Raw genomic sequence first — 19,409 nt, 5'->3', positions numbered from 1 at the left:
AAATCCCATTGATAGAATATCATAGAAATCTATCAACAGGATTTATCATAGAGCCAAAATAATTATTTTAAAATTAAAACACGTGAGAATTTCAAAGTTCTCACGTGTTTTTTGTCTTCTTAATAGAATTTATAGTTTTTCTTGGTGTCTACTTGTACATCGCCATGAGTTAAGTATTCGCTAAACATTTGAACATAATCTTTATCAAGTGTCATTTCGATTTTGTCCATACTGTATTCAGGATAGAATCCACCACCCATTGCACGATAATTATTGACAGCTAAATGATAAATCTTATCGTCTTCAATTGGCTTGTCATGCAAAGTAAGCTTAGTCAGACGTTCACCCTCTGGCTTAGATAAATCAGCTTCATATTCAACTGGATAAAAGACATCAAAATGATAAAGCATTGGCTTAGGTTTAATCCAGCAATCGATGAAGCCAATCTTGCCATCTTTGTCTTTCTTCAAAAAGCCAGCGCTATGTTCAATAATATGACGCAATTCTTTACCAGTCAGTTTAACGCGACAAAGTTGGTTAGCATATGGATAGTTTAACAAAACATCACGCATAGTAACTGTCTCATTAAAACCTTTAGCATTTTCACTCATAACAGCAGTGGCAGAGACATCGGCTTTTGTAAACCATAATTGCATTTGTTGAATCAAGTTGATGAATGGTGCCCCCTCAATGCGGCCTTTCATGGCATTTTCAATCCGTGCAGGCTTATTTAAGTGGGCTATAGGCTTGTCTAACCATTCTTGAGTTCTCTTGTCTAAATCGGCAATTTTCTCGACTACAGCAGGATCTGGATCATAGTCCTTAGTATCAATCAACTTAGTAGTCATATTGGTAATTTTCTTAGTGTTATCATCAACATCTACAATTACTTCCGCAACTGCTTCTCCGCGATAACCTGGTTGAACAATTGCAGTATTTTTAGTAACTACATTCAAACGACGGTGTTGGTGACCAGTTAAAAAGACATCTACTTCAGGAATTTCAGTTAAAATCTTATAGCCTTCATTTTCACCACGATGTGGCTCAGTAGCTTCGCCAGTTTCTGGATCACTTTCAAATCCACCGTGGTACATTACAGCTAAAATATCTACTTGTGACCGTAAAATTTTGGCATAATGCTTAATCTTTTCATATGCGGATGCAAATTCTAGACCAGCCACATTTTCTTTAGGTTCCCAATGAGGAATATATTGAGTGGTAATACCTAAAATACCAATCTTTAAGCCGTTTCTCTTAATGATGATATATTCACGACCAAAAAACGGCACCTTAGTTTCAGCATCTAAAACATTGTCATTAATAATTGGAGCCTTATTATTATCAACGTAATAGCTTAAATAATCTAATCCAAAATTAAAATCATGATTACCCAAACAACGTGCATCATACCCTACTGCATTATATGCTTCAGTAAATTTGCGTAAATCACTATAATCACCAGTAGAATGAGCATATGAAGCAAGTGGAGAACCTTGAAGGCAATCACCAGCATCAGTGACAACAACATTATTATCACCATACTTTTTCTTTTCAGCTTTAATCACTGAACTAACTCTGCTTAAACTAAAAGGTGCATTATAATCAGTTTTATTTTGATAATCTGTTGGCAGTAAAAAGCCATGAGTATCACTAGAGTGTAAAAATACTAATTTCATCTTTCTGTTTCCTTTTCTTAGGCATAAAAAAAGACACCATCATTCCAGGTGCCTTTTAATTAGTTATTGCCGTTATCGTTGTTATTTACAACTTGACGACCCTTGTAATAACCCTTTGGTGAAACACGGTGGCTTAAGCGGTATTCACCAGTAGTTGCATCATAGTGCATTGCTGGAACACTCAACTTAATATGACCACGACGTGAACGTTTCTTTTGTTTAGAAGTATGTCTTGCAGGAACTGCCATTTAATTGATCTCCTTTATTGTAGTCTTAAGCTTCAGGATTAATTAACCCTGAATTACTCACGTGATTCAATCATACTATTCAATTAAGAATAAATCAAGATCTATTCTTGGTTCTTCTTGTTTTTATTTAAAATTGAACCGAAATATTGCTTATCTTTCTCTTTTTTATCACGGCCGAAAAACCAAGCAATAATCATCCCAATAATTACCATCACTACCAAAATAACGATTAATGGCAATCTAACTTTAAAAAAGCCAAAATTAATTGCTACTGGTGCGGTATTTAGAACGACGAAAATTACCGCAATTAAAGCGATAATTGAGCCTATAATTAGATTCTTCTCTTTTTCCATTTCCAATTACTTTCTAGAAGCAAATTTTAAAGAAAGCTTATCACCAAGTGCTGGGAATAAGTTGTAAAGTTTTGCCAATACAGCCAAGCTTAATGGCAAATTAAGTTCACGCTTATCGCTGCCAAAGAAATGGACAACTTGCCAAGCTACATCATCTGGATCAAGCATAAACTCTTGTACATTTTCCACATAGTTGCCTGTCTTATCAGCAATGTTAAAGAAGTTAGTGTAAACAGGACCTGGGTTAACTGTCATCACTTTAACACCGAATGGCTTAAGTTCTAGACGCAGTACATTTGAGAATTGAATAACTGCAGCCTTAGAAGCGCTGTAAGCAGCTGACTTAGTAGTTGGAACTTTACCAGTAATTGAACCGAAGTTAATGATTTGACCGGTCTCTTGTTCCATCATGACGCGACCGACCAATCTAGTGAAGTACATCAAACCTAAAACATTTACTTGGAATATGTTGGTTACATCTTGCATCTTTTGTTCCATAAATTCTTCGAACTTACCAAAGCCTGCACAGTTAACTAAGAAATCAATATGCTTAACTTGCTTGGTGATTTCATCAAAAGCCTTTTCAATATCATCAGGCTTGCCCATATCTGTCGGGAAAACGTAAGCTTCTGCACCAGATAATTCTCTAGCTTCTGCCGCAATTTCGTCCAGACGTTCTTTTCTTCTAGCAATCAAAATGACGGTAGCACCGCGGCCAGCACTTTCAAGAACAATTGAACGACCAATACCGCTTGAAGCACCAGTAACAATAACAACTTTATTTCTTAATGAATCTTTCATTCTTCTGAACCTTTCATTGGAATATTAACTTGATCAAAATCATTAACTAATATTGTATTCGGGAAAACCTTCTTAGCTTGACTCTCAAGTTTTTTGGCCTTGCTACCCATATAACGAGCAGAAATATGACTCAAGCATAGCTTCTTAACATTTTCCTCTTTAGCAATTTTAGCTGCTTGAACAGAAGTTGAATGGTAATAACTATGAGCCAGCTTAGCTTCATTCCCGGCAAAAGTTGACTCATGAACTAAAACATCAGCATCCTTTGCCAAACGAGCAATACTTGGTGTAGACCGAGTATCGTAAATAATGGTGACAATTCTACCTGGCTTTTCAGCACCTAAAAAGTCCTTGCCATTTAGCACCGTTCCATCAGCTAAAGTAACTTGCTCACCTCGTTTTAATTTACCCAGAAGTGGGCCGTTAGGAATATTATACTTTGCTAGTTTATCAATTAAAAGTTCACCAGGGTGAGAATCTTCCACTACTCTAAATCCAAAACTAGGTATTCTGTGATCTAATCGATCAGTATAAACACGAAATCCCTTATCCTGACAAATTAAACCTGGTTTAGATAATTCCACAAATTTAATTGGATACGATACTTTAGTTCTTGATACTTTCAATGAAATTTTAACAAATTGTTCAATACCAGCAGGACCATAAATAGTTAATGGACCTACATCCCCTTGAAACGATCGAGTTGAAAGAAGTCCTGGTAAGCCAAAAATATGATCACCATGATTATGCGAAATAAAAATTTTCGTAACTTTTCTTAATCTAATATTTGTTCTCAAAATTTGATGTTGAGTAGCCTCCCCAACATCAAATAGCCAAATTTCATTTAATTCATCTAATAACTTAAGCGCGACACTTGAAACATTACGCTGTTTAGACGGCTGTCCTGCTCCAGTGCCCAAAAATTGTAATTCCATGAAAATCCTATTCTAAACTTAAAACTTTGAATGCTTAATAATTGTCTTAGTGATAAAGGTACTGTAATATTTAGAACCCTTAATATTCGGATGAGTATGGTCATCATAAAACCATTTAGGATGATTCTTTGAATATGAATACCAGTCAATGACTATAAGATTATGATATCGTTTTGCACCTTGCTTTAGCAAATCATTTACTGGTCTTTGCCAATCACGAGTTGGTACATGAACATTGATCCAAAATACTTTTCGTTTAGGTCCAACTTCTTGCATAATCCTATTTAAATCATCCATTGAAAATGGGCCATTCGTACCTAAGCCAATCAGCACGTTGTCGGCTAAGACACCCTGTCTCTTATAACTATCTAACAAACCAAAGGCCACATTTAATTGACGAGATACTGCGGCGTCAATCAAAGCTTTAGGCATTAGCTGCTTAAGATCATTGCTTGATCCTGCCATGACGGAATCCCCGATCGCAGTTACCTGAATTTTTTGTGCTAATTCCAAATCAAGTTGAGAAATACCATATTTAACATATGATTGATTAACTGGATTACTTTTTGCTTTCTCAGCCGCTTCTTTTATAATTTTTGATTCATTTTCTTTTTGTTTTTTCTGCTTTTTCTGCTTTTTTAACTTTTCAATTAATTTAGCATTATCTGACTTTTGTTTTTTAGCGTTACGATTTATTCTTTGCGCTAACTGACTTTTATTAAAATCTTCTGCTTTAACATGAAGAGAAATCGCAATAGCAATGCTGCCAAATATTATCACAAATGCGGCTAATACGGCTTGACCTTTCTTCACATAATTTCTAGCTTGCATATCGAAAACATGAGCAAAATATTGTTTGGTCTTCTTCCAAGTAATCTTACTCATTGGCCGCTCGATTAAACGGTATGTTATTTCACTAATAGTTAAAATTAAAATCAATTCAATGATTCGATACATGACGGGATGATCGCCCAGGTTATTAATTTTAGATTCAAAGAAAATCATTACTGGGAATTGATAAAGATAAATGCCATAACTTCTTGAACCGATCCAATCAAAAAGCTTATTAGTCATAATTTGATTCCAATGACTGCTTGGATGTGCAATTACTCCAGCAAAAATGCACACAATCAATGAAAATAGCAGCATCCCACCACAATATGCAAATGCTTGTTGTGGATTCATCGCCTTAGCAAAATACATTACCAAAAGCAAAATAAAGGAAACAAGACCTACTAAGTCTAATATGATTCTATCTTGCTTTGGCACTTCTGGATTTAACACCTCTACTGGCCAAATAACAGCTAAAGCGGCTCCCAATCCTAATGAGAAAAATCGAGTATCTGTTCCGTAATAAATTCGATTAATGTCAGTTTTAGTTAAATATAATATTGCCATTTCTAATGCTGACAAAAAAGATAGCGCTAATAAGAAGTAAAAAATTCGTTTCTTCTTTTTAACTAATTTGACTAACAAAAAGATGACTAACGGCCATATTATATAAAATTGTCCTTCGATGGACATCGTCCACAAGTTCGTAAACGGCGATTCATTATTGGCAAAACGTTCAAAATAGCTTTGACCATTATTTATTTGCCAAAAATTAAAGACATTTAGCAAATTAGCAAAAACAATTTGATTTAGTTTAGCTAATAAATTCCTTTGAAAAAGAAAAATATATGTTGCGCTTATCCATAATACTGCAATTAATTGCGGATAAAGTCTCTTAATTCTATTCAAATAAAAATGGCGATTGTTATAAGAACCAGTTTGATCATATGAATTAAGCATATGATCGGTCACTAAATAGCCTGACAAAACGAAAAAAATCGGCACTCCTAGATACCCGCCGATAAAAGAATTAGGATCAAAGTGATAAAGTATTACCCCTATAACTGCTAATGTTCTAAGTCCAGAATATCCTGTAATAAACCGATTTCTTCTCATATTCATTTCTACCCTTATTGCACGAATTCAAAGACAAATTTGCCGATGGCGACATCGTCACCATTAACTGCTCCCTTTTCACGCAATGCATCATCAACGCCTAATCTCTTAAGACGTCTTGCTAAGCGCATAATTCCGTCTTGGTGATCCAAGTTAGTCATTTGAACTAATCTTTCTAACTGTTCGCCCTTAACAACAAATTCGTGTTCTCCAACTTTTTCAATAGTAAATTCATTCTTTTGTGGTGCCTGATACTTGTATTCCTTGGTCTTTTGTACAACCTTAGGCTCTTCTTCTGCACGCTCTTTTTCTACTTCTTCAACAAGCGTTGCAGTATCATTCATAAGCTTATTGACACCTTTATGAGTTACACTGGAAATTTCATAAACAGGTTCATTGTTTTCCTCTTCTTTTAACGCCTTCTTAAATGCGGCAAGCTTTTCTTCCGCACCAGGAATATCCATTTGAGAGGCAACAATTAGTTCTCGTTTTTTGGATAAATCTGTTTCGTAATTTTTCAGCTCGTTTTTGATGGTGTGATAGTCTTCAATTGCTTCACGACCATTATTAGGGTCCATTGACACTAAGTGCAAAATTACCTTAGTTCTTTCAACGTGACGCAAAAATTGAATACCAAGTCCTACGCCTTGGCTAGCTCCTTCAATTAAACCTGGCAAATCGGCCATTGAAAAGTCACGACCATCTGGTAGAATTACCATTCCCAAGTTAGGAGTTAAAGTAGTAAATTGGTAGGCTGCAATCTTTGGCTTAGCCTTAGTGGTTACTGACAATAAAGTAGATTTACCCACTGATGGGAATCCTACTAAACCAACATCAGCCAAGAGCTTTAACTCAAGACGTAAAACTCTGTCTTCACCAGGTTCACCATTTTCTGCAATTTCAGGAGCGGTATTTACACTCGTAGCAAAGTGAATATTACCACGGCCACCGCGGCCGCCTTTTGCTACTACTAACTCTTGGCCCTTTTCAACTAGGTCGCCAATTAATTCACCAGTATTAAAATCATAAACGGTTGTCCCCACAGGTACCTTCAAGTAGAGGTCCTTAGCTGCACGACCATATTGGGATTTTATTCGACCATTTTCACCACTATCGGCTTTAAACTTGCGTCGGTAACGGAAATCCATTAAAGTACGCAAACCACTATCTGCAACAAAAATAATGCTGCCGCCGCGGCCGCCATCACCGCCTGCTGGTCCGCCATTTGGAACATATTTTTCATGGCGGAAAGCCACCATGCCATCGCCGCCTTTTCCGGCTTGGACTTCAATTTTAGTCTGATCAACAAATGTAGGCATGTTTATCTCTTCCTTCCGTCTCAATCTAACTTTTATACTATACCACACAAATACGCTCAACAGCGCGAATTCTGGGTTTTACAACATTAATTTTACAGTTTGTGCTTGGGGTAATGTCAACCCTGCTGCACGCAAATCATCCACTGATGCTTCTTTAATTTTCTTCAAGGAACCAAACTTGCGCAATAACTTATTCCGGCTCTTGGGTCCAATTCCCTTAATTGAATCTAACCGGCTAGATAAAGCATTTTTAGCATGTCTTCTACGGTGAAAAGTGATGGCAAAACGGTGAACTTCATCCTGAATTCGAGTCATTAAATAAAAGCCTTCAGATTTTGGATTCAACGGTATTAGTTTTAATGGCACGCCGTTAATCGGATCACCAAACAGCAAATGGTTAGTCCGGTGTTTGTCATCCTTTACCATACCCGCTACCGGAATATTTAAATTAAGCTCATTACGCAAAACATCCTCACAAGCATCAACCTGAATTTGACCACCGTCCATCAAAATCAAATCTGGCATCTTCTTATGTTCGCGCAATAAACGACCATATCGACGGCGAACAACTTCACGGGTATTGCGAACTTCATCGCCTCCGTTTTGATGTTCAACTTCGCCTTTTAACTTATATTTACGGTAAGCCGTTTTATCAGGTTCTCCATCTTTGAATACTACTAAAGCAGAAACTGGATCTGCTCCTTGAATGTGCGAGTGGTCAAAACTTTCAATAATGTGGCCATATGGCAAGCCTAGTGCATCGAAGATTTCTTTTTGGGCACCTTTGGTCTTACGGTTGCCTAGTTCTAATAATCTAAACTTATCGTCTAACTTCAACTTAGCATTGTCTTTAGCCATATCAAGCAAGGACTTCTTTTGACCACGCTGAGGAGTTCTAACCGGTACTGTTAAAACCTCTGCTAAAGTAGCATTATCAAATCCTGCTGGAATCAATACTTCTTTAGGAAGAACACGGTTTTTTTGACCATAAAATTGCACAATAAAAGAAGTAAAGGCGTCTTCTGGATCAGTGGTGTCAGTCAATGGAAACATGCGTGTCTCACGCCGCAATAATTTGGCCTGACGCAAGAAGAAAATCTGAATAGAAATCCATGATTTATCAACATAATAGTTAAAAATATCACGTTGAGTATTATCATTAGAAATAATTTTCTGCTTTTCAACAGTTTCTTCAATATATTTTAACTGATCACGTATCTCCGCAGCTCTTTCAAATTCAAGCTGTTCAGAAGCCTGCTCCATTTTTTGAGTTAAATCTTGCTTAACTGCACCGATATCTCCATTCAAAAAACGTTTGATCTTTTTAATCTGCTCATCGTACTCCTTTTGAGGAACCTTTTTAAAGCAAGCACCTAAGCATTGCCCCATATGATAATAAAGACATGGGCGTCCTTGATAACCATGACAGCGTCTTAATGGAAAAACTTTTTGAATAAACTTCAAGGTAGCCTGTGCAGCATAGACATTGGGATAAGGCCCAAAATAGTAGCCACCATCTTTACGTACAATACTTGTTAAACGTGTCTGAGGATCATGTTCCCGTGTAATTTCAATATACGGATAGCCTGTCCCTTGCTTTAATTGCACATTGTAATATGGTTGGTATTTCTTGATTAAAGTAATTTCTAATAAAAAGGCTTCTTTGTCTGTAGAAACAGTAATGATGTCATAATCTCTAATTTCACGAACAAGTTCTGCCCTTCGTCCTACTTGTTTGCTTTTAAAATAAGAACGTACTCTATTTTTTAGATTTTTAGATTTGCCAACATAAATAACCGTACCATTAATATCTTTCATCAAATAACAGCCCGGTTTCTCTGGCAAAAGTTTTAATTTATTTTCAATTAATTGTGTTGCCATTATTCTCATCCTAACAAAAATTCGTATGTAATAGTGTACCACAGCTTTTTTAAGAAGATATTAACTTTGCTCACAAGCCATAGCTATTTATATCAAAATTTGCTAAATTAAATGTACATTGATATAGAAATATAGAGGATACATGATGACTAATTTTGTTTTTGACTTAATCAACCAATTTGGCTACATGGCCATCAGTTTTCTAATTGCTATCGAAAACGTTTTTCCGCCAATTCCTTCCGAAGTAATTCTTTCTTTCGCTGGCTTTGCTACACACCACTCACAAATGACAGTTGTGGGAACAATTATTGCCTCTACTATTGGTGCAGTACTTGGAGCCTTAATTTTATACGGTGTTGGTTGGTTCCTAAATGAAGAACGTTTAGAACGCATCATAGATCACAAAGCGTTCAAAATGCTTGGCTTTAAAAGAGGAGATGTACAAAAGGCCATTAATTGGTTTGATAAGTATGGCACAGGCGCTATTTTCTACGGACGCTGCATCCCTGTCGTACGAAGCTTAATCTCTATTCCAGCAGGAACCGCAAAAGTAAAAATGTCTAAGTTCTTAATTTACACTACCTTAGGAAGCTTAGTCTGGAATACAATTTTAGTAGCTTTAGGTTCATACATGGGAGAAAAATGGCAAGTTATTGTTACTATCTTTGAAGAATACTCTTTAATCATTGCCGGCTTAAGTGTGGTCACAATGATCTGCTTTTCATTCAAGTGGTACAAACAAAAAATTAAGAATTAACACAAAAAGTCCTATTTATTGCAAAATAGGGCTTTTTATTCTTCAAAAAATTAAAAATATAATGTAAAATTAATCTAACTTTATTTTAAGGGATGATGTAATGAGATTTAATATTTTCAGAAAACAAAGCATTCAAAATTATCTAGGTAAAGATATTAAATTTGCCAAGACAATGAATGCAGTAGACTTAATGTCCCTCGGGGTAGGTGCTGTAATTGGTACTGGGATTTTCATCTTACCAGGAACAGTAGCCGCTACCCTAGCCGGGCCAGGTGTAAGTTTATCATTCGTAGTAGCTGCTATAGTTTGTGCGCTTGCAGGGATGTGTTACGCCGAATTTGCTTCAGCTATTCCAGTTGCTGGTAGTGCCTATTCATACGGGAATATTGTGTACGGTGAATTTGCCGGCTGGATTATCGGTTGGGCTTTAATTCTTGAATACATGCTCTCTGTAGCTACAGTAGCCGCTGGTTGGTCCTCTTATTTCAGCTCTTTTATTAGTCCATTCGGCCTCAAAATTCCCCATGCCGTTTCAGGGCCAATGGATCTAAGTCATGGTGTTTATTTTGACCTAGTGTCCGTTTTAATCATTCTCTTGATCAGTATTTTGCTTTCTCGAGGAATGAAAAATTCAATTAAGATCAATATCGTAGCAGTATTTATCAAAATTGCTATTATCTTAATTTTCATCTTTGCCGGCTTACACTTTATTAAACCAGCAAATTATCATCCATTTTTGCCATATCATTTTTCAGGCGTAATCAAGGGAGCAACCACGGTTTTCTTTGCCTTTCTTGGATTCGATGTAGTTTCTTCTTCCGCTGCCGAAGTTAAAAATCCTAAGAAAAACATGCCACTAGGAATTATTGGTACTTTAGCAATTGCAGCTCTGCTATACTTTGGCGTATCAATTGTCTTAACAGGAATGGTTAACTATACCAAATTAAACGTTTCTAACCCTGTTGCTTTTGCTTTACAATACGTTCACCAAAATTGGGTGGCAGAATTGCTGTCATTTGGGGCAATGCTCGGAATGGCTACTATGATGTTGACTATGATTTATTCAAGTTCTCGTTTAATTTATGCCATGGCTAGAGATGGCCTGCTTCCAACTACTTTCAGCAAGTTAGACAAAAAACACAATTCTCCTCAAAACGCATTAGTAGTAGTAACTATTATTATTGCTCTTGGTGCAGCATTCTTCTCAGTAGATCAATTAGCTAACTTGGTTAACTTCGGTACTCTTTTTGCCTTTACGTTAGTATCTTTCGGTATTTTAAAACTAAGAAAAAGAACAGATATTACCAACGATGGCTTCAAAGTTCCAGGTTATCCATACTTACCTATTATTTCTAGTTTAATCTGTATCTTTATGATTTGTCATTTAAGTTCTGAAGTATATCTAATGGCTGTCATTTGGCTAGTAATTGGAACTGTTATTTACTTTGTCTACGGCTACCATCACAGCCAACTCGATCACGACTAACATACCCAAAATTATGTAAAATAAAAACAGCAATTTCAAAATTGCTGTTTTTTATATTGTCTTTAATTAATTTGATTGATGGCTTTGCCATCCTTAAAGAAGGATAAAACATTATTGGCTGCTTCTTTAGATAAATTAAATCTAGCAACATGAGTAGCTGAACCAACATGTGGAGTCATAATTACATTGTCCATCTCCACTAATTCTTGTCTAGGATGTGGCTCATTTTCAAAGACATCTAATGCTGCACCAGCAATTTCATCATTCTTTAAAGCAGAAATCAAAGCGTCACTATCAACTAAAGAACCGCGAGCTACATTGATTAAAAATGCAGTGTCCTTCATTTGTTTAAACACATCGGCATTAATAATGTGGTAAGTTTCATCGGTTGCAGGAGCATGTAAACTTAAGAAATCAGCATTCTTAATTAATTCATCAAAGTCAACATACTTAGCATCAAGTTCCGCTTCAATTTTTTCATCAAGTTGATGACGATTATGATAGATAACCTTCATCCCCAATGCCTTAGCAAAACGAGCAACTTGCTGACCGATTCTACCCATGCCTAAAATTCCCAAGGTTTTGCCTTCGATTGAATAGCCTTGATTATCATATTCATCAGCATTTAAAAATACGCCTTCACGTAAAGTATGATCATAGTAACGAATTCGACGTGCAGAAGCTAAAATCATTGTTAGAGCTAATTCAGCAGTTGGACGCAGAACACTTTCAGGACAATTTGAAACTACAATTTCGTTTTCCTTTGCATATTCCGTATCTACATGATCAAAGCCAACACCATATGTTGAAATTATTTTTAAATTCTTGGCTGCGTCGATCATTTGCTTATCAAAAATCATCTTAGCAACAATTACACCATCATATTCGGCGATATGATCTAAAAACCATTGGCGATCATCATCTGGACGATGACCTACAGGTCCAATAGTTATATCACATACTTCTTTTAAGTCTGTCAAGGCGTCGTCTCTTAAGCCACCTAAAACTAAAATTTTTGCTTTACTCATCTTTATTAACTTCTATTTAAGTATTCTTTTCTTAAGTCAAGATACTACTAATTTGTTTAAATTAACATCTATTTTGCAAATTTATTAATTGCAAGAGCTACGCCATCATGATCACAATCAGCGGTTACGGCATCGGCATGCTCTTTAGTATAATCAACTGCATTGCCCATTGCCACTCCGACACCAGCATATTCTAGCATGGGTGCATCATTTGCCTGATCACCTAAAGCCATAACATTTTTGGGAGCGATTTTCAAATAATCGCACAGTCTTCTTAGTCCAGCCCCCTTATCAACTCCGGCTGCAGTCGCTTCATAATAAAATGGCTCAGTTTTAGAAAAAACTACCCGATCCTTCATCTTTTGAAATAATGGACTCGTAATTTTACTATCTAAGTAATCTGGATCATCAATATACATACATTTAATAAGTGGAATGTGGCGCATCTCTTCTTGAGTTCGATAAGACACTTCTAATTTAACTACACGCGAATTATAAATTGTATAATGTCCTAAATCTCGATTAGCTGTGTAAATTCGATCTAGGCTTACGCTGTGAAAATGCAAGTTCAATTTACGTGCAATTGCTTCAAGATCAATATAATCATCATATTTCAAGCCTTGTTTGAAAATAACCTGACCATTGGTTGATTCAACTACTGCCCCATTAAAACTGACCACATACTCATTATCTTGCTTATTTAAGCCTAGTTCATCTAAATACCGCTGTGCACCAGATAGAGGACGACCTGTACAAATAACTATTTGTTTACCTTCATCTCTAGCAGCCAAAACGGCTTTTTTAACTGCTGGCGTTATTTCTTTTTTAGAATTAACTAAGGTCCCATCAATATCGATTGCTATTAATTTTATTTCATTCATTTTTCTTTCTTAAAATAAATAAGTATCGCTTATCGCGATACTTATTAAACAGCTACATTTTGGTCATTCTCCTTGAGCTTGACCAATTTTTTCATATCCTCATCACTAATTTGAAAATTGATATTCAAATTTTCTTTCATTTCCGCAACATTATCGCTCTTTGGCAATACAATGCATCCAAGCTGTAAATCAAAGGCTAACATTAATTGAGCCGGACTTACATTATATTTCTTTGCATATTTATTTATTTTCGGATCTTTAAGTAATCGTCCATGTGCTAATGGTGAATAAGCTTCAATTTTAATATCCAAATCATTGCAATATTTCATCAAATCCATTGGTACCTTATTAATATGGACCTCAATTTGATTAACTACAGGCTCTATCGTGCCATTATTGACAATGTTTGCCACGTCTTCTTGCAAAAAATTAGATATGCCAATTGATCTAACCTTACCTGCTTTTACAGCTTCCTCCATTGCACGCCAATTTTCTAGATTTCCTTCAAAATGGCGGTCGTTGGTTCGATTTACTTCAATCCAAGGTTTTGCGGTGAATGAATAAGCAATAAATCAATATACTTCAAGCCAAAACGGTCTAAGGCTTCGTCTATCGCTTCCTTAGTACCTTCATAGTCTTTAACCGCAGTTGGCAACTTAGTTGTTAAAAATATATCACTACGTTCAATATCGGAGTTCCAAATACCTTTACCGACTCCCCTTTCATTGCCGTAGTCCTTGGCAGTATCAAAGGCACGGTAGCCAACATCAATTGCCTGGCGTACTGTTTTTCTAACATCATCATTATTGATTAACCAAGTTCCCAATTGAATTTGAGGAATTTCTACTCCGTTATTAAGCGTCAAAGTCTTTCCAAATTTCACACTTTCACACCTCTATACCTTTGTTTTAGATGTCTCTACTTTTCAAAAATCAATCCATGAATAGCTTTTTACTTCCATGCTATATTTAGCATACATCAAAGTATAATCAAATCCTATACATATATTTATTTTTTCGTATGGGTTTCAACATCTTTTTCTTCAGCTTAAGCATTGATATAAAGCAACTATTATAGCTTTATTATTTGCTTAGCTAAAGTATATATAATATACAAATATAGTTATAAAAAAAGAAAGAGCTGATTTACGTTTCATCAACTCTTTCTCTTCAGTCTCTTAATTCCCACAACTTATAATACTATTTTTAAATATTTAAACAATCTAGTAAATTAAGATGTTATTTTTGAGATGTTATTTTTACCAGCTAAAAAGTAGGCATCTAAAGCACTTGCGCATAATTTCATGCGTTATTTTACAAAAGTGTTACATTATCCTTCAAAATAATGTGTATATGAATATTATTTGAGCTTATCGGCGATCTTTTTTATTAAACCCTTCGCAATTGCCTGCTTAGACATCAATGGCCATTTATCTATCCTTGTATTGTTTTGCTCTAAAATAACGACTTGGTCTTGATCATTACCAAAAACATTCTTCGAAACATCATTGGCTACAATCATATCTGCACCCTTACTCATTAATTTCTTTTGTGCGTTTTTAAGTAAATCATTCGTTTCCGCTGCAAAGCCAACTACTACTTGATTTGCCTTTTTATGACGCGCGACTTCACGCAAAATATCCTTAGTTTTTACTAGAGTTAAAGATAAAGTATTTTGCTCAGGATCTTTCTTTAATTTATGGTCGGCCACCTTTGCCATTCGCCAATCTGCTACCGCTGCAGCCATAACCAAAGCATCCCCCTGCTCAAATTCTCTCTTCACTGCAGTTAACATCTCTTCACTACTTGCTGCATGAATCAATTCAATATTGCCTGCCTTAGGTAGTTCAACTGAAACATTGCCATAAATCAACTTTACTTGTGCACCAGCATCTGCTGCTTCTTGGGCTATAGCAATCCCCATTTTTCCACTTGAACGATTGCCAATAAAACGAACTGGATCGATTGCCTCTTGTGTTCCACCAGCTGTTACTATGACTGTTTTATTTTTCAGGATCTTATTTTGATTCAAGATATTCTCTACCCAAGCTGTAATTTCTTCAGGTTCAGGCATTCTGCCTTTAGCAACATAACCTTCAGCAAGCATCCCTGTGGCTGGTTCCATTACATGAACGCCATCTCTTTTTAAAAGTGATACATTGCGCTTGGTTGCAGGATTATTCCACATTTGATCATTCATAGCAGGCACAACTAATTTAGGTGCTTTTGTTGCCAAAATAGTTGTACTAGCTGCATCATCTGCAATTCCATTAGCCATTTTACTGATAAAGTTTGCTGTTGCAGGGACAACCAAAGCTAATTGACTCCAACGCGCTAAGTGCACATGAGGGATGCTAGCCTCATTTTCTTTTTCCCATAAATCATCTAAAACCGGATATTTTGTTAAAGCTGCCAAAGTATTAGTCGTTACAAAATGCTCTGCATTTTTGGTCATCACTACCCAAACATCATGCCCTTGTTTTTCTAAATTACGAACGACTTGAACAGCTTTATAAGCCGCAATTCCGCCTGTTAAATAAACTGTTATTCGTGTCATTTCTTTTGTTCCTCTTCTAAAATCATTCGTTTTCATTTTATCTCATTCCAGAAAATAGTAGAATAATTTATAGGGGTTAGATTTTGGAGGATAAAATAAAAAAGTGAGATTCATAGCAAAGATAATAGTTTCTTGTCTATTATTGATTACCCTTTCATCCTGTAGTTTTAATAAACAAGCAACTTCATATCCCAAAGTTAAAACAATTAAAGTAGTTGACGAACCGATTTTTCTTAAAAAGCCTCAAATTAGCAAAATGATTCCTTATTCACCATTAAGATTAAAAGATTTATCTACCAAAAAAACGATCTATATTAATCCAAACCAAATTTTGGAGCATTCAAAGAAATGACTAGGTTCATTTCTTTTTTAATTTGCATATAAAAAGGTTGTCATATATAAATTGGTCCTATAAAATTTAAGTAATACAGAAAGGAACTTCATATATGCCAAATTTATCTAATGATTTAAATTCAATTATTAACAAAAGACTTAATAATTTATCTGCTTCAAAAATTCGGGCATTTGATCAAAAGGTTTCAGGTATCCCTAGTATTATCAAATTAACTATCGGTGAGCCTGACCTTGCTACGCCTGAACATGTTAAGCAAGCGGCCATCGCTGATATTCAAGCTGATGATTCGCACTATGCTCCTCAAGCCGGAAAGCCGGAACTTCTTGACGCCATCAGCAACTATCTTGACCGTTCAATCGGTGTTCATTATGATCCAAAAAGCGAAATTTGCGTTACTGTCGGAGCTACTGGTGCTTTAAACGATGTATTTATGACCTTGTTAAATCCTGGTGATAAGATTTTAGTACCTACTCCTGTATGGGCATTATATTTCCAATTAATTAAGATGACTGGTGCAATCCCTGTTCAGATTGATACTAAGAAAGATGGCTTTATTTTAACCCCTGAACATTTGCGTCATGTTTTAGAGGGTCGTGGTAAAGGCGCAAAAGCAATCATCTTAACTGATCCATCTAATCCAACCGGCCGTGTTTACCCAGCAGAGACATTGAAGGCTTTAGCTGAAGTTATTAAAGAATATAAGATCTTCTCTGTCACTGATGAAATCTACGCTGAATTAGTTTACGGCAATGCAGAACACCATTCACTTTCAGAATATATTCCTGAGCACAACATCCTTATTTCAGGTTTATCTAAGGCATATGCAATGACTGGTTGGCGTTTAGGTTATATTGCTGGTCCAAAGCAAATCATGCAAAGCATTCGCAAAATCAATGCCTTTTTAGTAACCTCAGTAACAGACAATGTTCAAATGGCTGCTGTAGAAGCTTTAAATAATGGCCAAGATAATCCAATTCAATCACGCAAGATTTATGAAAGTCGCTTGCAATTTATGCAAACTGGTTTGGAGAAGTTAGGCTTTGAAATGGCCACTCCACAGGGTGCATTTTACATCTTTGCCAAGATTCCTGAAAAATATGGTACTGATGATGAAACCTTTGCATATGAATTAGCTCAAAAAGCAAAAGTTGGTGTTACCCCTGGCCGTTACTTTGGTAAAGGTGGCGAGGGATACGTTCGACTTTCCTACGCTTCATCAACTGAGCAATTACAAGAAAGTCTTCGTCGAATTACTGACTTTGTTAATAACTTATAAATCCATACTAAAAAAGAGCGATCCAACGATCGCTCTTTTTTATTTGTCTTTTATTCTACTTATTCCAAGTTGAGTTTTCTTTAGCATCTTCAGCGGCTAAATCTTCAAGACGCTTTTCAGCTGCCTTGACACTATCTTCATACTTAGCTTCAACTTCAATACCCAAGTCATTCAATTGTTGATCTGCAACTGGAGCTGGAGCGTGCATCATAGGTTCTGAAGCACTAGCATTCTTAGGGAATGCCAATACGTCACGGATGTTGTCCTTATCAGCAAGCATCATAGCGAATCTGTCAAGACCGATTGCCAAACCTGCGTGAGGTGGGAAGCCCATGTCTAAGGCGTCAAGCAAGTAACCGAATTGTTCATAAGCACGCTTTTCAGTAAAGCCTAATGCCTTGAACATGTTTTCTTGGATTGAACGCTTGTGGATACGGATTGATCCACCACCCATTTCGTCACCGTTCATTACGATATCGTAACTACGAGCATGTGCCTTGTGTGGTTCAGTAGTCAAAAGTTCTACACCCTTGTCGTCTGGCATAGTGAATGGGTGGTGAGCTGCTACCCAACGACCAAGACCTTCATCGTATTCGAATAATGGCCAGTCAACAACCCAAACAAAGTCGTAAACGCCCTTTGGAATAATGCCAGTTTCCTTAGCAAATTCACGACGAAGGTGGTTCAAACTGTCACAGCAGACCTTCCACTTATCAGCGATGAATACAACTAATTCTCCGCCTTCAAGATCGAATTCTTTCTTCAAAGCTTCCTTGTTTTCGTCAGTTAAGAAACGAGCAACAGGACCTGAGAATTCGCCACCTTCAAACTTAACCCAAGCTAAGCCCTTTGCATGGAAACGCTTGATGAATTCTGCCTTTTGGTCGATTTTCTTACGTGAGTATTCCTTAGCACCATTCTTAACAGCGATACCCTTAACAAAACCGCCATCAGTGATTGCACCTGAGAAGACTTTGAAGTCGCTGTCCTTAAAGATTGGGCTCAAGTCATGAATAAGCATACCGTAACGAGTATCAGGCTTATCACAACCGTACTTGTTCATTGAATCGGTCCATGAAATACGCTTAATTGGAGTCTTAAGGTCGATGCCCTTAACGTCCTTCATAATCTTCTTCAAAAGACCTTCAGTGTAACCTTGAATAGTTTCTTCGTCTGCAAATGACATTTCCATATCGATTTGAGTAAATTCTGGTTGACGGTCACCACGAAGGTCTTCGTCACGGAAACAACGAGCCAATTGGTAGTACTTGTCAAAGCCAGCACCCATGAGCAATTGCTTGAACAATTGTGGTGATTGTGGAAGTGCGTAGAAGCTACCTGGGTAAATTCTTGATGGAACTAAGTAGTCACGCGCACCTTCTGGAGATGACTTACCTAAAATTGGAGTTTCAATATCGATAAAGCCATTTTCATCAAAGAATTCGTGAGTAGCACGCAAAATTTTTGAACGTAAGATAATAGCTTGTTGAACTTCTGGACGACGAAGGTCAAGGTAACGATACTTCAATCTAGTTTGTTCCGAAATTTCAACGCCATTCTTAATTTCAAATGGAGGATTCTTAGCCTTGTTCAAAACAATAATATCAGTTGCATCAACTTCAACTTGACCAGTCTTCATGTCAGGGTTTACTTCTGAACGCTTAACTACCTTACCCTTAACTTGAAGTACGTATTCATTACCAAGTGAGTCGGCAATGTCCATTAACTTCTTACCAGAGTCCTTGTTAACAACGATTTGTACGATACCTGCACGGTCACGTAAATCGATAAATACCAAGTTACCAAGGTTACGTACACGTTGTACCCAACCATAAAGGTTTACATTTTCACCAATATATTTTTCAGTAATATTGCCACAATAATCTGTTCTTTTTTCGATTTTTTCCATT

At 36.4% G+C, this 19,409-nt stretch carries 15 protein-coding genes and 1 pseudogene; 3 read left to right on the top strand and 13 right to left on the bottom strand.

What is annotated here, in order from left to right:
- Window positions 1-119: 119 nt before the first annotated feature.
- The 8 genes from FC37_RS00360 to uvrC form a co-directional block, all read right to left on the bottom strand.
- Window positions 120-1,676: a bifunctional metallophosphatase/5'-nucleotidase gene (locus tag FC37_RS00360; RefSeq protein ID WP_056945431.1), complete on the bottom strand. Its 1,557-nt coding sequence runs from the start codon at window positions 1,674-1,676 to the stop codon at window positions 120-122.
- Between the two features lie 59 nt (window positions 1,677-1,735).
- Entirely contained in the window at window positions 1,736-1,924 is a 189-nt protein-coding gene (rpmF, locus tag FC37_RS00355) for a 50S ribosomal protein L32 (protein WP_003547064.1), read from the bottom strand.
- A gap of 101 nt (window positions 1,925-2,025) precedes the next feature.
- Complete coding sequence (locus FC37_RS00350; protein WP_025005826.1) at window positions 2,026-2,277, bottom strand: lipopolysaccharide assembly protein LapA domain-containing protein; 252 nt, start codon at window positions 2,275-2,277, stop codon at window positions 2,026-2,028.
- A gap of 6 nt (window positions 2,278-2,283) precedes the next feature.
- Window positions 2,284-3,078, bottom strand: a complete 795-nt coding sequence (locus FC37_RS00345) for an SDR family NAD(P)-dependent oxidoreductase (RefSeq protein WP_025005825.1) — start codon at window positions 3,076-3,078, stop codon at window positions 2,284-2,286.
- Window positions 3,075-4,013, bottom strand: coding sequence for a ribonuclease Z (rnz, locus tag FC37_RS00340; RefSeq protein ID WP_025005824.1), 939 nt, complete (start codon window positions 4,011-4,013; stop codon window positions 3,075-3,077). Before rnz ends, FC37_RS00345 begins: the two co-directional genes overlap by 4 nt.
- Window positions 4,014-4,031: 18 nt before the next feature.
- Window positions 4,032-5,960 carry an acyltransferase family protein gene (locus tag FC37_RS00335; protein WP_025005823.1) on the bottom strand — a complete coding sequence of 643 codons (1,929 nt, stop codon included), beginning with the start codon at window positions 5,958-5,960 and terminating at the stop codon, window positions 4,032-4,034.
- Between the two features lie 14 nt (window positions 5,961-5,974).
- Window positions 5,975-7,279 carry a GTPase ObgE gene (obgE, locus tag FC37_RS00330; protein WP_025005822.1) on the bottom strand — a complete coding sequence of 435 codons (1,305 nt, stop codon included), beginning with the start codon at window positions 7,277-7,279 and terminating at the stop codon, window positions 5,975-5,977.
- Window positions 7,280-7,357: 78 nt separating this feature from the next.
- On the bottom strand, window positions 7,358-9,160 hold the full coding sequence (uvrC, locus tag FC37_RS00325) for an excinuclease ABC subunit UvrC (RefSeq protein WP_025005821.1): 1,803 nt from the start codon (window positions 9,158-9,160) through the stop codon (window positions 7,358-7,360).
- 145 nt (window positions 9,161-9,305) lie between these two features.
- Here uvrC and FC37_RS00320 point away from each other — a divergent pair, with 145 nt between their 5' ends.
- Both FC37_RS00320 and FC37_RS00315 read left to right on the top strand, forming a co-directional pair.
- Window positions 9,306-9,917, top strand: coding sequence for a DedA family protein (locus FC37_RS00320; RefSeq protein WP_025005820.1), 612 nt, complete (start codon window positions 9,306-9,308; stop codon window positions 9,915-9,917).
- A gap of 100 nt (window positions 9,918-10,017) precedes the next feature.
- The gene (locus FC37_RS00315) at window positions 10,018-11,403 is read left to right on the top strand and encodes an APC family permease (RefSeq protein WP_056945430.1); all 1,386 of its coding nucleotides are present in this window, start codon (window positions 10,018-10,020) and stop codon (window positions 11,401-11,403) included.
- Window positions 11,404-11,465: 62 nt separating this feature from the next.
- Here the strand turns inward: FC37_RS00315 and FC37_RS00310 are convergent, their stop codons facing one another.
- From FC37_RS00310 to coaBC, 4 genes and pseudogenes are all read right to left on the bottom strand, one after another.
- Window positions 11,466-12,431, bottom strand: coding sequence for an NAD(P)-dependent oxidoreductase (locus FC37_RS00310; RefSeq protein WP_056945429.1), 966 nt, complete (start codon window positions 12,429-12,431; stop codon window positions 11,466-11,468).
- Between the two features lie 68 nt (window positions 12,432-12,499).
- The gene (gene yidA, locus FC37_RS00305; RefSeq protein WP_025005819.1) at window positions 12,500-13,312 is read right to left on the bottom strand and encodes a sugar-phosphatase; all 813 of its coding nucleotides are present in this window, start codon (window positions 13,310-13,312) and stop codon (window positions 12,500-12,502) included.
- Window positions 13,313-13,356: 44 nt separating this feature from the next.
- Window positions 13,357-14,195, bottom strand: a pseudogene (locus FC37_RS00300) (aldo/keto reductase).
- 476 nt (window positions 14,196-14,671) lie between these two features.
- Window positions 14,672-15,868 (bottom strand): bifunctional phosphopantothenoylcysteine decarboxylase/phosphopantothenate--cysteine ligase CoaBC, encoded by a 1,197-nt coding sequence (coaBC, locus tag FC37_RS00295; protein ID WP_056945428.1) that lies wholly within the window; start codon window positions 15,866-15,868, stop codon window positions 14,672-14,674.
- 446 nt (window positions 15,869-16,314) lie between these two features.
- On the opposite strand from coaBC, the gene FC37_RS00285 reads away from it, so the two are divergent.
- Window positions 16,315-17,499 (top strand): aminotransferase class I/II-fold pyridoxal phosphate-dependent enzyme, encoded by a 1,185-nt coding sequence (locus FC37_RS00285; protein WP_025005817.1) that lies wholly within the window; start codon window positions 16,315-16,317, stop codon window positions 17,497-17,499.
- A gap of 55 nt (window positions 17,500-17,554) precedes the next feature.
- On the opposite strand, the gene aspS is transcribed toward FC37_RS00285, so the two are convergent.
- Window positions 17,555-19,408, bottom strand: coding sequence for an aspartate--tRNA ligase (gene aspS / locus FC37_RS00280; protein ID WP_025005816.1), 1,854 nt, complete (start codon window positions 19,406-19,408; stop codon window positions 17,555-17,557).
- Window position 19,409: the final 1 nt, after the last annotated feature.

Source organism: Lactobacillus gallinarum DSM 10532 = JCM 2011 (assembly GCF_001434975.1).
GTDB classification, from domain to species: Bacteria; Bacillota; Bacilli; order Lactobacillales; family Lactobacillaceae; genus Lactobacillus; species Lactobacillus gallinarum.
Note: the sequence above shows the minus strand (reverse complement) of the source record. Positions and strands in the feature narration are given on the sequence as shown.

Bases quoted from the DNA above. Each gene is read 5' to 3' on its own strand.
- FC37_RS00360 (WP_056945431.1), bottom strand. From the start codon at position 1,676: ATGAAATTAGTATTTTTACACTCTAGTGATACTCATGGCTTTTTACTG.
- rpmF (WP_003547064.1), bottom strand. From the start codon at position 1,924: ATGGCAGTTCCTGCAAGACATACTTCTAAACAAAAGAAACGTTCACGT.
- FC37_RS00350 (WP_025005826.1), bottom strand. From the start codon at position 2,277: ATGGAAAAAGAGAAGAATCTAATTATAGGCTCAATTATCGCTTTAATT.
- FC37_RS00345 (WP_025005825.1), bottom strand. From the start codon at position 3,078: ATGAAAGATTCATTAAGAAATAAAGTTGTTATTGTTACTGGTGCTTCA.
- rnz (WP_025005824.1), bottom strand. From the start codon at position 4,013: ATGGAATTACAATTTTTGGGCACTGGAGCAGGACAGCCGTCTAAACAG.
- FC37_RS00335 (WP_025005823.1), bottom strand. From the start codon at position 5,960: ATGAGAAGAAATCGGTTTATTACAGGATATTCTGGACTTAGAACATTA.
- obgE (WP_025005822.1), bottom strand. From the start codon at position 7,279: ATGCCTACATTTGTTGATCAGACTAAAATTGAAGTCCAAGCCGGAAAA.
- uvrC (WP_025005821.1), bottom strand. From the start codon at position 9,160: ATGGCAACACAATTAATTGAAAATAAATTAAAACTTTTGCCAGAGAAA.
- FC37_RS00320 (WP_025005820.1), top strand. From the start codon at position 9,306: ATGACTAATTTTGTTTTTGACTTAATCAACCAATTTGGCTACATGGCC.
- FC37_RS00315 (WP_056945430.1), top strand. From the start codon at position 10,018: ATGAGATTTAATATTTTCAGAAAACAAAGCATTCAAAATTATCTAGGT.
- FC37_RS00310 (WP_056945429.1), bottom strand. From the start codon at position 12,431: ATGAGTAAAGCAAAAATTTTAGTTTTAGGTGGCTTAAGAGACGACGCC.
- yidA (WP_025005819.1), bottom strand. From the start codon at position 13,312: ATGAATGAAATAAAATTAATAGCAATCGATATTGATGGGACCTTAGTT.
- coaBC (WP_056945428.1), bottom strand. From the start codon at position 15,868: ATGACACGAATAACAGTTTATTTAACAGGCGGAATTGCGGCTTATAAA.
- FC37_RS00285 (WP_025005817.1), top strand. From the start codon at position 16,315: ATGCCAAATTTATCTAATGATTTAAATTCAATTATTAACAAAAGACTT.
- aspS (WP_025005816.1), bottom strand. From the start codon at position 19,408: ATGGAAAAAATCGAAAAAAGAACAGATTATTGTGGCAATATTACTGAA.